The sequence below is a fragment of the Nocardioides albus genome (assembly GCF_014648255.1).
In the GTDB taxonomy this organism is placed as follows: domain Bacteria; phylum Actinomycetota; class Actinomycetes; order Propionibacteriales; family Nocardioidaceae; genus Nocardioides; species Nocardioides albus.
Map to the genome: position 1 here is coordinate 592,754 of NZ_BMQT01000002.1, position 13,022 is coordinate 605,775.

The 13,022-nt window shown below is 69.2% G+C and carries 11 protein-coding genes; 7 read left to right on the forward strand and 4 right to left on the reverse strand.

Features of this window, described 5'->3' with window-relative positions:
* The first annotated feature begins 9 nt into the window (after positions 1 to 9).
* Positions 10 to 1,266, forward strand: coding sequence for a threonine ammonia-lyase IlvA (ilvA, locus tag IEY84_RS06075; protein WP_183544589.1), 1,257 nt, complete (start codon positions 10 to 12; stop codon positions 1,264 to 1,266).
* A gap of 19 nt (positions 1,267 to 1,285) precedes the next feature.
* Here ilvA and corA read toward each other — a convergent pair whose 3' ends face one another.
* Positions 1,286 to 2,266: a magnesium/cobalt transporter CorA gene (gene corA / locus IEY84_RS06080; RefSeq protein WP_183544586.1), complete on the reverse strand. Its 981-nt coding sequence runs from the start codon at positions 2,264 to 2,266 to the stop codon at positions 1,286 to 1,288.
* Between the two features lie 65 nt (positions 2,267 to 2,331).
* On the opposite strand from corA, the gene IEY84_RS06085 reads away from it, so the two are divergent.
* The 4 genes from IEY84_RS06085 to mshC are packed head-to-tail and all read left to right on the forward strand — an operon-like array spanning position 2,332 to position 5,711.
* Positions 2,332 to 3,057 carry an MSMEG_4193 family putative phosphomutase gene (locus IEY84_RS06085; RefSeq protein WP_221208756.1) on the forward strand — a complete coding sequence of 242 codons (726 nt, stop codon included), beginning with the start codon at positions 2,332 to 2,334 and terminating at the stop codon, positions 3,055 to 3,057.
* A gap of 2 nt (positions 3,058 to 3,059) precedes the next feature.
* On the forward strand, positions 3,060 to 3,665 hold the full coding sequence (locus IEY84_RS06090) for a DUF3090 domain-containing protein (protein ID WP_183544582.1): 606 nt from the start codon (positions 3,060 to 3,062) through the stop codon (positions 3,663 to 3,665).
* A gap of 4 nt (positions 3,666 to 3,669) precedes the next feature.
* Positions 3,670 to 4,446 carry an SCO1664 family protein gene (locus tag IEY84_RS06095; protein ID WP_308424445.1) on the forward strand — a complete coding sequence of 259 codons (777 nt, stop codon included), beginning with the start codon at positions 3,670 to 3,672 and terminating at the stop codon, positions 4,444 to 4,446.
* 32 nt (positions 4,447 to 4,478) lie between these two features.
* Positions 4,479 to 5,711, forward strand: coding sequence for a cysteine--1-D-myo-inosityl 2-amino-2-deoxy-alpha-D-glucopyranoside ligase (gene mshC / locus IEY84_RS06100; protein WP_183544580.1), 1,233 nt, complete (start codon positions 4,479 to 4,481; stop codon positions 5,709 to 5,711).
* A gap of 139 nt (positions 5,712 to 5,850) precedes the next feature.
* On the opposite strand, the gene IEY84_RS06105 is transcribed toward mshC, so the two are convergent.
* Complete coding sequence (locus tag IEY84_RS06105) at positions 5,851 to 6,699, reverse strand: PAC2 family protein (RefSeq protein WP_183545387.1); 849 nt, start codon at positions 6,697 to 6,699, stop codon at positions 5,851 to 5,853.
* A gap of 189 nt (positions 6,700 to 6,888) precedes the next feature.
* On the opposite strand from IEY84_RS06105, the gene metH reads away from it, so the two are divergent.
* On the forward strand, positions 6,889 to 10,599 hold the full coding sequence (metH, locus tag IEY84_RS06110; RefSeq protein WP_183544578.1) for a methionine synthase: 3,711 nt from the start codon (positions 6,889 to 6,891) through the stop codon (positions 10,597 to 10,599).
* Between the two features lie 141 nt (positions 10,600 to 10,740).
* Here the strand turns inward: metH and IEY84_RS06115 are convergent, their stop codons facing one another.
* Positions 10,741 to 11,478, reverse strand: a complete 738-nt coding sequence (locus tag IEY84_RS06115; protein ID WP_183544571.1) for a hypothetical protein — start codon at positions 11,476 to 11,478, stop codon at positions 10,741 to 10,743.
* A 64-nt stretch (positions 11,479 to 11,542) separates the two neighbouring features.
* On the opposite strand from IEY84_RS06115, the gene IEY84_RS06120 reads away from it, so the two are divergent.
* Complete coding sequence (locus IEY84_RS06120) at positions 11,543 to 11,944, forward strand: TIGR03668 family PPOX class F420-dependent oxidoreductase (protein ID WP_183544570.1); 402 nt, start codon at positions 11,543 to 11,545, stop codon at positions 11,942 to 11,944.
* Between the two features lie 11 nt (positions 11,945 to 11,955).
* Here the strand turns inward: IEY84_RS06120 and IEY84_RS06125 are convergent, their stop codons facing one another.
* A complete protein-coding gene (locus tag IEY84_RS06125) occupies positions 11,956 to 12,906 on the reverse strand; it encodes a hypothetical protein (protein WP_183544569.1) in 951 nt (316 codons plus the stop codon).
* Between the last annotated feature and the right edge of the window lie 116 nt (positions 12,907 to 13,022).

A 13,022-nucleotide genomic window follows, 5' to 3' on the forward strand; every position in this document is an offset into this window, starting at 1 on the left:
CTCACGGATGTGTCTGAGTCTGGTGCGAAGTCCGCTGTAACACCCGCTGCGATCGAGGAAGCCGCCGCGCGCACGATCGCCACGCGCACGGCGGTCGAACGCTCGGTCAGACTCTCGGAGCGGTACGCCGCCGAGGTCTTGCTCAAGCGGGAGGACCTGCAGCTGGGCCGCTCCTACAAGGTCCGGGGCGCCTACAACCTGATGAGCTCGCTCTCGCCCGAGGAGCTCGAGCGCGGCGTCGTCTGCGCCAGCGCCGGCAACCACGCCCAGGGCGTCGCGATCTCGTGCGCCCGTCTCGGTGTGCCCGGCCACATCGTGGTGCCGACCAACACGCCCAAGCAGAAGCGCGACCGGATCACCGCCCTCGGTGGTGAGCACGTGACCCTGACGCTGCACGGCTCCACCTACGACGAGGCCTCCGCATACGCCTACGAGCTGGGTCGCGGGCTCGGCGCGACGTACGTCTCGGCCTTCGACGACCCGCGCACGATCGCCGGGCAGGGCACGGTCGGCTACGAGCTGACCTCCCAGATCACGGAGCCGCTGGACGTGCTGCTGCTGCCGGTCGGTGGCGGTGGGCTCGCCTCCGGCGTCGCGACCTGGGTGCGCGAGGTCTGGCCGCAGACCCGGATCATCGGGGTCGAGCCCGCGGGTGCCGCCTCGATGGCCGCCGCGGTCGAGGCCGGCGGTCCGGTCCGGCTGGACACGCTCGACACGTTCGTGGACGGGGCCGCGGTCGCGACCGCGGGGAAGGTGACGTACCCGATCGTCAAGGAGTACGTCGACGAGCTCGTCTCCGTGCCGGTCGGCGCGGTCTGCGTGGAGATGCTCGAGCTCTACCAGACCGAGGGCATCATCGCCGAGCCCGCCGGCGCGCTCGCGGTCGCGGCCCTGGGGCAGGTCGACCTGCGTGGCGCCGCGCGTGTCGGGGCGGTCCTCTCCGGCGGCAACAACGACGTCTCCCGCTACGCCGACGTGCTCGAGCGGGCGCTGATCCACCAGGGCCTGCGCCACTACTTCCTGGTCTCGTTCCCGCAGGCACCCGGCGCGCTGCGTGGCTTCCTCGACGACGTTCTCGCAGACGGTGAGGACATCGTGGTCTTCGAGTACGTCAAGAAGTCCAACCGCGAGCTCGGCCCGGCGCTGATCGGGATCGACCTCGACTCCGCCGACGGCCTCGGCGGCCTGCTCGAGCGGATGGGCGCCAGCGACCTGCTCATCGAGCGGATCGAGCCGGACTCACCGCTGTTCACCTTCTTGCACTGAGCTCCGCTGGTCGAGCCGGTTAGAACCAGCCGGACTTGCGGAAGAAGACCCACATCCCGGTGATCACGGCGGCCATCAGCAGCAGCGCGAACGGGTAGCCGAGCCTCCAGTGGAGCTCGGGCATGTAGTCGAAGTTCATCCCGTAGATCCCGGCGATGAGAGTCGGCACCACGATCATCGCGGCGCCCGCGGAGATCTTGCGCATGTCGTCGTTCTGCTGCAGCGAGAGCTGCGCCAAGTGGGCCTCGAAGGCGGAGGACAGCAGCGTCTCGAGGTTCTCGATCGACTCCACGATGGAGGAGAGGTGGTCGAGGACGTCGCGGAAGTAGGGGCGCAGGTCGGGGTCGATCCCGCCCTCCCCGTTGGCGAAGCGGCGCACCGGCTCGCGCAGCGGCATCACCGCTCGGCGTACCTCTGCCAGCTCGCGGCGGAGCCGGTAGATCCGGGCCGAGTCGTGGGTGCGCTCGTCGGAGAAGACCGACGTCTCGACCTCGTCGACGTCCTTGGTGAGCTCGTTGGCCACGTCCACGTAGCCGTCGACGATGTAGTCGACGACGGCATGGACGGCCGAGTAGGAGCCTTCGGTGAGCAGGTGCTCGTCGCTGGTCTCGAGCAGCTCTCGAGCCGGCGCGAGCCGGGAGCCGCGACCGTGGCGGACCGTGATCACGTAGTCGGGACCGATGAAGAACGCGACCTCGCCGGTCTCGACGGCGTCCTCGGCATCGACGTACCACAGCGTCTTGACGACGAGGAACATCGCGTCGTCGTAGCGTTCCAGCTTGGGGCGCTGGTGGGCGGTGAGCGCGTCCTCGACGGCGAGCGGATGCAGGTCGAAGGCGGCGGCGACCTCCTCGAGCTCGTACTGGCTGGGCTGGTAGAGCCCGAGCCAGACGAAGTCGCCATCGTCCTTCACCCCGTCGCGCAACGTCGCGTAGTCGTGGGGCGAACAGTCGGTCTGCTCGCGCGCACCGGCGCGGTAGAGAGCGCTGTCGACGATCACGTTCTCAGGTTAGGGCATGCTGCACGCCAAACCCCTGATGGATAGGGTCGCCCATCGTGGCGACGATGATCCTGGTGAGACACGGCCGTACGACGGCAAACGCATCCGGCACCCTGGCCGGCCGGCTTCTCGGGGTGAAGCTGGACGAGCGCGGGCTGGAGCAGGCGAGCAGGGCCGCCGAACGGATCGCGCCGGTCCCGCTCGCGCTGGCGGTCACCAGTCCGATGGAGCGCTGCCAGCAGACCCTCGCGGTGATCCTGGAGGGCCGCGCCGAGCAGCCTGCCGTCGTCGTCGAGGACGGTGTCTCCGAGTGCGACTACGGCGAGTGGCAGGGGGAGAAGCTCAGCACGCTGGCGCGCCGCAAGCTGTGGAAGACGGTGCAGGCCCAGCCCTCCGCGGTCACCTTCCCCGGCGGCGAGTCGATGCCGGCGATGCAGGCCCGAGGAGTCGAGGCCGTACGCCGCCACGACGCCGCCGTCACGGCGGCGCACGGGGACTCGGCGGTCTGGCTGTGCGTGAGCCACGGGGATCTGATCAAGGCGATCCTGGCCGACGCGCTCGGTATGCACCTGGACCTGTTCCAGCGGCTGCACGTCGACCCGGCCTCCATCTCCGTGGTCCGCTACGGGGAGGGTCGCCCCTCCGTGCTGGCGACCAACACCCACGCCGGCGATCTCTCCTGGCTGGCGCCGCAGCCGGCCGCGAAGAAGGGCCGCAAGTCGTCGCGCCGGCGCAACGACGCCGTCGTGGGCGGCGGCTCGGGTCCCGAGGACGGTCTGGATAAGGTTTGACCATGCCTGTGATGCACGCCTTCGACCCGCCCGAACGATTCGTCGTCGGCACCGTCGGCGAGCCCGGGGCGCGTACGTTCTTCCTCCAGGCTCGTGAGGGGACGCGAGTCGTCTCGGTCGCGCTGGAGAAGCAGCAGGTCATCGTGCTCGCCGAGCGGCTCGACGAGCTCCTCGACGAGGTGATGAAGTCGGCGCCCGCCGTGGTGCCTGCAGTGGCCCCCTTCGAGCTCGACGACAACGGCCCGCTGGAGCAGCCGATCGAGGAGGAGTTCCGGGCAGGCACGATGACGCTGGCCTGGGATCCGGACGAGGACAAGGTCGTCCTCGAGGTCTTCCCGATCAGCGAGACCGAGATCATCGCCGAGGTCGACGAGTCCGGTCACCTGGTCGACGAGGACGCGGTTGCGGCCATCGAGCTCGAGGAGTCGGAGCCCGACGAGGTGTTCCTGGTGCGGTTCGCCCCCGGCAACGCCCGTGCGTTCGTCAAGCGCGCCGAGGCGGTCCTGGGCGCCGGCCGCCCCAACTGCCCGTTCTGCGGCAACCCGATCGACCCCGAGGGCCACCTGTGCGTCCGGGCGAACGGGTTCAAGCGTCGCGACCCGGTCTGAGCCGGTGGAGCCGGTCATCGAGTCCACCGGGGCGGCCGACGGTGCCATGGAGCTCGTCGGGCGGCTGACGACGGCCTCCAACGCGACGTTCCTGGCCACGATCGGGCACGCCGAGGTGGTCTACAAGCCGATCGCGGGGGAGCGGCCGCTGTGGGACTTCCCCGACGGGCGGTTGGCGCACCGCGAGGTCGCCTCCTATCTCGTCTCCGAGGCACTGGGCTGGTCAGTCGTGCCCGAGACCTGGCTCGGCGAAGGACCGCACGGGGTCGGGATGGTGCAGCGCTGGATCTCGGCGGACGAGAGCGTGGAGCCGGTGACGATCGTCCCTGAGGGCGAGATCCCGGACGGGTTCCGGCACGTCTTCGACGGCTACGACGCGCTCGACCAGGTGGTCTCGCTCGCCCACGAGGACACTCCCGCCCTGCGGCGGATGGCGGTCTTCGACGCGATCACCAACAACGCCGACCGCAAGGGCGGACACGTCCTGCCGCTCGCTGACGGGCACCGCTTCGGATGCGACCACGGCCTGACCTTCCACGAGGAGCCGAAGCTGCGCACCATCTTGTGGGGATGGCAGGGGCTGGGCTTCTCCGACGAGGAGCTCGCCGGGATCCGGACGGTCCACGCCGGGCTCTCCGGCGCGCTCGGGCGGGAGCTGGCGGCGTACCTCTCGGGTGGGGATCTCGAAGCGCTCGCTCTGCGCTGCGAGGCGCTGCTCGCCGAGGGGGTCTTCCCACAGCCGGAGTACGACCGCCATGTCATCCCGTGGCCGCCGTTCTGAGACACGTGGTGCGCGCCAAGTAGGCTGCACCCATGCGCGCTTGGTCTGCCCCCGAAGTCCCAGAACTGTCCGCCAGAGGGCCCGAGGTGCAGCTCTACGACCATCAGCGGGACGCGATCGTCCCGACGGAAGGTCAGGGACGCCGGTCGTTGTACGTGTGTGGCATCACGCCCTACGACGCGACCCACATGGGCCACGCCAACACCTATGTCGCCTTCGACCTGCTCCACAGGGCGTGGCTCAACGCCGGCTACGAGGTCGACTACACCCAGAACGTCACCGACGTCGACGACCCGCTGCTCGAGCGGGCGGACAAGGTCGGGATCGAGTGGGAGGCGCTCGCCGAGCGCGAGACCGAGCTCTTCCGCCAGGACATGGAGGCGCTGCGGGTCGTACCGCCGCAGCACTACATCGGTGCCGTCGAGTCGATCCCGCTGGTGACCTCGCTGATCGGTGAGCTCGAGGAGGCCGGCGCGATCTACAAGGTCGACGAGGACGTCTACGCCTCGGTGGCCGTCGATGAGGGCTTCGGTGACGAGTCGCGGATGTCGCGCTCGGAGATGCTGGAGCTCTTCGGCGAGCGCGGCGGCGACCCCGAGCGGGCCGGCAAGAAGGACCCGCTCGACCCGCTGCTGTGGCGCGCCGAGCGCCCGGGCGAGCCGTCCTGGCCCTCGCCGTACGGCCCGGGCCGACCCGGCTGGCACATCGAGTGCACCGCGATCGCCCTGGAGCACCTCGGTGCCGGGTTCACCGTCCAGGCCGGCGGCTCCGACCTGGTCTTCCCGCACCACGAGATGTCCGGCTCGCACGCACGGTCGGCCGGCAAGGACTTCGCCGAGATCTACACCCACGGCGGGATGGTGGCCTACGACGGCCACAAGATGTCCAAGTCGCGCGGCAACCTCGTCTTCGTCTCCGCGCTGCGCAACTCCGAGATCGACCCGATGGCGATCCGGCTGGTGCTCCTGGGTCACCACTACCGCGACGACTGGGAGTGGACCGACGCCAAGCTCTTCGACGCCGTCGACCAGGTCGCCGAGTGGCGCAAGGCCGTCGCTCTCGGCCGCGGCGCCCCGGCGGCGCCGGTCGTCGAGACGGTCCTCGGGGCCCTGGCCGACGACCTCGACGCTCCGCGCGCGGTCAAGGCCGTCGACGCCTGGGTCGCCGCCACCCTCGGCGAGGGCGGCCTCGCCGAGACCTCGGACCCACTCGCCGGCGAGACCATCTCCAAGCTCGTCGACGCGGCCCTGGGCATCAAGCTCTAGCCGCCCCCCGCTGGTCGAGCCGCCGGAGCCGCTAGGCGTAGGCGTGTCGAGACCAACACGGTCACCTGTCGCGCTCGATGTGACCGTGTTGGTCTCGACACGCTCGGCCGCAGGCGGCCTCGCGGCTCGACCGACGGGCTTACGAGTCGTCGGAGCGGCGCTTGAGGTAGCGCTCGAACTCCCGGGCGATGGCGTCGCCGCTCGCCTCGGGGAGGTCGACGGTGTCGCGGGCCTCTTCGAGGGAGCGTACGTAGTCGGAGACGTCCTCGTCCTCCTCGGCGAGGTCGTTGACACCTCGCTCCCAGGCTCGGGAGTCCTCGGGGAGCTCGCCGAGGGGGATGGAGCACTGGAGCAGGTCCTCGAGCTTGTTGATGATCGCGAGGGTGGCCTTGGGGCAGGGCGGGGCGGCGACGTAGTGGGGGACCGCGGCCCAGTAGGAGACCGCGGGGATGTCGGACTGGACGCAGGCCTCCTGGACCACGCCGACGATGCCGGTCGGTCCCTCGTAGGTCGGCGAGTCGAGCTTGAGCCGGTCGACGAGGTCGGGCTCGGTGGCGGTCCCGGAGACGTGGATCGGGCGGGTGTGCGGGGCGTCGGCCAGGAGCGCACCAAGGGTCACCACGAGCTGGCCGCCGAGGTCGTCGACGCACTCCAGGATCTCGCTCACGAACTGCTTCCAGCGCATGTTCGGCTCGATGCCGCGGACGAGGATGATGTCGCGGTCCAGATCGGGCGGGGAGCAGACCGCGACCTGGGTGGTGGGCCAGGTGATCGTACGGAAGCCGTTCTCGTCGGTGCCGGAGACCGGGCGGTTGACCTGGTAGTCGTAGAAGTCCTCGGGGTCGATCTCGGCCACGACCCGCGCATGCCAGACGTCCATCAGATGGTCAACGGTGCCGGACGCGGCATCGGCCGCGTCGTTCCATCCCTCGAACGCGGCGATCACCACAGGATCGACCAGGTCGCGGGTCTCTTCGATCTCGATCACGTTCTCCACCCTAGCCATGAGCACCAGTCGGGCGGCGTCGTTCATCCGGCGTACACCTCATCAATTCCCATCTGGTGGACCAGCGGTGTCAGGATGCGGAATGAGATGGCGTTGCCCGCACATCTACGCCGTAGCGTGTTTCAGGCAAAGCCGATCACACCAGCATGCACGCCGGGAGAGGAACCAAGAGTGAGTCTGCGCCCTGATGTCACCGAGACCCTGACTGCCACCCTCAAGGAGCGGATCATGGTGCTCGACGGTGCGATGGGCACGGCGATCCAGCGTGACCGTCCCGACGAGGCCGGTTATCGCGGCGAGCGGTTCAAGGACTGGCACGTCGACCTGATCGGCAACAACGACCTCCTCAACCTCACCCAGCCGCAGATCATCGAGGGCATCCACCGCGAGTACCTCGAGGTCGGCGCGGACATCATCGAGACCAACACGTTCAACGCCAACGCGGTCTCGCTGATCGACTACGACATGGTCGACCTCGCCTACGAGCTGAACTTCGAGGCGGCTCGCCTTGCTCGCGCGGCCGCGGACATCTACTCGACGCCCGAGAAGCCGCGTTACGTCGCCGGCGCGCTGGGCCCCACGTCGCGTACGGCCTCCATCAGCCCCGACGTGAACGACCCCGGCGCCCGCAACATCACCTACGAGCAGCTCCGCGACGCCTACGCCGAGGCGACCCGCGCGCTCCTCGAGGGCGGCTCGGACCTGATCTTCATCGAGACCATCTTCGACACCCTCAACGCCAAGGCGGCGATCTTCGGCGTCCAGCAGGTCTTCGAGGAGTACGGCCGCCGCTGGCCCGTCGTCATCTCCGGCACGATCACCGACGCCAGCGGACGCACGCTGTCCGGGCAGGTCACCGAGGCGTTCTGGGACTCCGTACGCCACGCCGAGCCGCTCCTGGTCGGCCTCAACTGCGCGCTCGGCGCGCAGGAGATGCGCCCCTACATCGCCGAGCTCGCCCGGATCTCGGACGCATTCGTGTCGTGCTACCCCAACGCGGGGCTGCCGAACGCCTTCGGCGAGTACGACGAGGGCCCGACCGACACAGCCGGCCATGTCCACGAGTTCGCCACTGCCGGCTTCGTGAACCTCGTCGGCGGCTGCTGCGGCACCACGCCGGCCCACATCGCTGAGATCGCCAAGCAGGTCGAGGGGGTCGTTCCTCGCGACATCCCCGAGGTCGAGCCCGCGCTGCGCCTGTCCGGTCTGGAGCCGTTCAACGTGACGGAGGAGAGCCTCTTCGTCAACGTGGGGGAGCGGACCAACATCACTGGGTCGGCGCGGTTCCGCAACCTGATCAAGGCCGGCGACTTCGACACCGCCCTCTCGGTGGCCGCGCAGCAGGTCGAGAACGGTGCCCAGGTCATCGACGTCAACATGGACGAGGGCATGATCGACGGGGTCGCGGCGATGACGCGCTTCCTGACGCTGATCGCCTCCGAGCCCGACATCAGCCGGGTCCCGATCATGATCGACTCCTCCAAGTGGGAGGTCATCGAGGCCGGCCTGAAGCTCGTCCAGGGCAAGCCGATCGTCAACTCGATCTCGCTCAAGGAGGGCGTGGAGTCCTTCGTCGAGCACGCCGAGCTGTGCAAGCGCTACGGCGCAGCCGCGGTCGTGATGGCCTTCGACGAGGACGGCCAGGCCGACTCCTACGAGCGCCGGATCGCGGTCTGCGAGCGCGCCTACCGGATCCTCGTCGACGAGGTCGGGTTCGATCCCGAGGACATCATCTTCGACCCCAACGTGTTCGCGGTCGCGACGGGGATCGAGGAGCACGCGACGTACGGCGTGGACTTCATCGAGGCGGTCCGCTGGATCAAGCAGAACCTGCCGGGTGCCAAGGTCTCCGGCGGCATCTCGAACGTGAGCTTCTCCTTCCGCGGCAACAACCCGGTGCGCGAGGCGATCCACGCGGTCTTCCTCTACCACGCGATCGAGGCGGGCCTGGACATGGGCATCGTCAACGCCGGCGCGCTGGTGCCCTACTCCGAGGTCGACCCCGAGCTGCGGGAGCGGATCGAGGATGTCGTGCTCAACCGGCGCGCCGACGCCGCCGAGCGGCTGCTCGAGATCGCCTCGAAGTACAACAGGGACTCACCCGAGGCAGAGGCCAAGGCCGAGGCCTGGCGCGAGCTGCCCGTCGGTGAGCGGATCACCCACGCCCTGGTCAAAGGCCTGGACGCCTACGTCGAGGCCGACACCGAGGAGCTCCGCGCCGAGATCTCGGCTCGTGGTGGCCGTCCGATCGAGGTCATCGAGGGGCCGCTGATGGACGGCATGAACGTCGTCGGCGACCTGTTCGGTGCCGGCAAGATGTTCCTGCCGCAGGTGGTCAAGAGCGCCCGGGTGATGAAGAAGGCGGTCGCCTACCTGATCCCGTTCATCGAGGCCGAGAAGAAGCCGGGCGACGCCGAGACCAAGAACGGCACCATCGTCATGGCCACGGTCAAGGGCGACGTCCATGACATCGGAAAGAACATCGTCGGCGTGGTGCTGCAGTGCAACAACTACGAGGTGATCGACCTCGGCGTGATGGTGCCTGCGCAGAAGATCCTCGACGCCGCCAAGGAGCACGACGCCGACATCATCGGCCTCTCCGGCCTGATCACGCCGTCGCTGGACGAGATGGTCGGCTTCGCAACCGAGATGCAGCGGGTCGGACTCGACCTGCCGCTGCTCATCGGCGGCGCGACCACGTCCCGCGCCCACACCGCGGTCAAGATCGACAAGGCGTACGACGGTCCTGTCGTCTGGGTCAAGGACGCCTCGCGTTCGGTGCCCACCGCGGCAGCCCTCCTCGACGCCGGCAGGCGCGAGAAGCTGATGGCCGAGATCAAGGACGACTACGACTCGCTGCGTGCGCGCCATGCAGAGCGGCGCGAGCGGGTCTCCCTGACGCACGTCCAGGCGAAGGCGAACAAGCCCGAGATCGACTTCTCCACGCTGCCGATCGAGCCGGCGCAGCCCGGCGCGCACACGCTGCTGGACTACCCGATCGCCGAGCTGCGCGATTACATCGACTGGCAGCCCTTCTTCAACTCCTGGGAGATGAAGGGACGCTTCCCCGACATCCTCAACAACCCGGCGACCGGCGAGGCGGCACGCAAGCTCTTCGACGACGCGCAGGAGATGCTCGACAAGATCATCGAGGAGAAGTGGATCGAGGCGCGCGGCGTCTACGGGCTCTTCCCTGCGAACTCCACCGGTGAGGACGTTGTCGTCTACACCGACTCCTCGCGAACCGAGGAGAGGGCGACGCTTTTCCAGCTGCGCCAGCAGGGCCAGCACCGCGACGGCATCTCGAACAAGTCGATGGCCGACTTCGTCGCCCCGGTCGGCGCTGGCCCCGACCACATCGGCGCCTTCGCGGTGACCGCCGGGATCGGTCTGCCCGAGCGGGTCATGGCGTTCAAGGAGGACCTCGACGACTACTCCGCGATCATGGTCGAGGCGCTCGCCGACCGCCTGGCGGAGGCGTTCGCGGAACGGCTCCACCAGCGCGTACGCACCGAGTTCTGGGGCTACGCCATCAACGAGGCCGACGGCACGCTGACCAACGAGGACCTGATCGCCGAGAAGTACGCCGGCATCCGCCCGGCCCCGGGCTACCCGGCCTGCCCCGACCACACCGAGAAGCAGACCATCTGGTCGCTGCTCGATGTCGAGGAGAAGACCGGCATCGAGCTCACCGAGTCGATGGCGATGTGGCCCGGCGCCTCGGTCTCCGGCCTCTACTACGCGCACCCTGACTCGCAGTACTTCGTCGTCGGGCGTATCGGGCAGGACCAGGTCGCCGACTACGCCAAGCGCAAGGGTTGGACCATGGCCGAGGCTGAGCGCTGGCTCTCGCCGAACCTGGGCTACGACCCGGAGGACTGAGCCTCGCTCGACGCTGAACGAATGTTCATTCGGGTCCGCGGCCCGAACGAACATTCATTCGGGGGCACGGCCCGAACAAACATTCATTCGGGGCTTTGGAGCGAATGAACGTTCGTTCAGCGCGCCAGGGTGGATGAACGTTCATTCATCGCCGAGAGGGTGCCCGTCGGCAGGGCCATCGAGCCATGCCGGCGGCACCTGACCGATGCTGGCGACGTTCCAGAAGGCCGTACGCCGGGTGAGGATCGTGACGAGGTGGTAGCCGTCCGGGTGGCGGACGAGCACGCCCGCCACAGGTTCGCGCTTCGGGTCGAGGGTGAGCGGGATGACGTGAGCCCAGGTCTCGGTGCCGGGATGCCAGTAGGCGCCGACCGTCGACGCGTCCCAGGACCCGAGCGCGACGTTGGCCCGGGTGACCGCGGGGCGGAGCCGGGCCAAGAGCTCCTCGGACTCCATGCCGACGCGGCCGGCGTTGTCATAGGCGATGTGGAGGGCGCCGACCGAGGTGATCCGAGATGTGGTGTCGAATGTCGGCGGCGCCCAACTCTCCAGCGCCGTCCGGCACCGCTGGCAGTCGTCGTCACGGCTCCAGTCGGAGAACTCGACGTCGTCGACAGCCAGGTCCTCGCCACGGCTGGTGACCAGGACGATCCTCAGCCCGTCCGGATCGCGCAGAGGCAACGGGTTGTGCTCCAGCCCGTCGCTGAAGTGGAGCAGTGCGGACGCCTCGTTGACGCCGATCCGGTGGACGACGGTGCTGCGTAGCCCCTGCAGTTGCGCCTTCGTCGACTCCCGACGCAGCAGCGCCGGGTCGACCAGATCAGCGAGCCACTCGACCAGCTCGACGGTGAGCAGCCGCTCGGCCTCAGCGGGCAGCACGGGACAGGAGGTCGAGGTCCATGCGGGACACCGTAACCCGACGCCGATCACCTAGGCTCGGGTGGTGCGACACGAGGAGCAGTGGGCCCGGGAACGGTTCGCCGGCGCCCGGGTGGCACGCCTGGCGACGGTCTCAACCGAGGGAGCTCCCCGGATCGTACCGATCGTGTTCGCGCTGGTGGGGGATGTGATCCTCACGGCGGTCGACCACAAGCCCAAGTCGACCACTCGGCTGCGGCGCCTGGAGGACGTCGCCGCGAACCCGAACGTGTCACTCCTGGTCGACGCCTATGACGACGACTGGTCGCAGCTGTGGTGGGCCCGGGCCGACGGCGTCGCGCGGGTGCACGCCACCCATGACCTCGCCCCGCTGGTCGCGAAGTACGCCGACTACCAGGCCCACCCGCCGACCGGCCCGGTGATCGTCATCGAGATCGCCCGCTGGTCCGGATGGTCCGCGACCTGAGGGAGCTCAGATCAGCGCGGGCGCCGGAACGGCCGTAGGATCTCGCCGCTGGGCGATGAGCCGCGCGACCGCATCGCCGGAGGCAACGGCGGCGGCATCGGTGGACGCATCGGCGGCGGCATCGGGGCCGCGGTTCCGGCCCAGGGGCTGCGTACGTCCAGGACGGTCGCCCACTGTGAAGCGGTCGGGCGGAGCCCGGGAGGGCCGGCGGCCTGGTCCATCAGCCGGGTGAGCGGACCGACCAGGATGCCAGCATCGCCGGCGAAGGACAGGTCCGGCCGAAGGCCGGGAGCGGCGTTGCGGTCGCCGGTCAGCACCCGGGCGATCGCGAGAGCCAGCTTGAACCGGTCGCTGTCGGCTGTCGGCGGCCGCCCGGCGTTGCTGGGGTCCTCCCAACCGCGAGTGTCGGCGGGCGGCAGGACACCGTCCTCTCCGGCGGGCCGGATCCCGTCGCAGTCGAGCAGCATCACCCGGGGGACCGGTGAGACCGACCAGGCGATGTTGCGCGGCGAGAGATCGCCGAGGACGAGCCCCTGCCGGTGCAGCGCGTCCATCACCGCGGCCAGCGCCCGCATCAGCAGCACGCGCTCGTAGACTCCCGGCTGCTGGACGTCGCCCGTGTCCACGAGCAACCCGAGCTCGGCCAGCGCCGTCGTCGGGCCGAAACCGGCCAGGAACGGCTCGTGTACCCGTTGCATCAGGAAGCCCGCCGTACGCAGCCCGTCGAGGACCACCGTGTGCGGCCAGGCGGCGAAGTGGTCCACTAAGAGCCCTTCGCTCTCGACGAGCCCGCGGATGCGCACCAGCTCCGCCAGAGCGCGACCGTCCACGAGGCCCAGCTCTCGGGTGCGGTAGAGCTTCACCACCGTCCCGGGATGGTCGGCCAGCTCGATGATGCGGCCCTGTGAGCCCTGGGCGATATGGCGTCCCAGACTCAGGTCGCTGAGCTGGATCTCGTTCACGGAACCTCCGGGACCAGTCGTAGGGTAGGCAGATCGTACGCGGCTCCGCGATCCCGTGCCGAGTCGACGGTTCAACTGGCGGCATCTTGCTGATGTCAGGATGGTCTCGGGGCAGA

Coding starts and splice junctions, on each gene's coding strand:
- IEY84_RS06085 (WP_221208756.1), top strand. CDS start 2,332: ATGATCCTGGTGAGACACGGCCGTACGACGGCAAACGCATCCGGCACC.
- IEY84_RS06090 (WP_183544582.1), top strand. CDS start 3,060: ATGCCTGTGATGCACGCCTTCGACCCGCCCGAACGATTCGTCGTCGGC.
- mshC (WP_183544580.1), top strand. CDS start 4,479: ATGCGCGCTTGGTCTGCCCCCGAAGTCCCAGAACTGTCCGCCAGAGGG.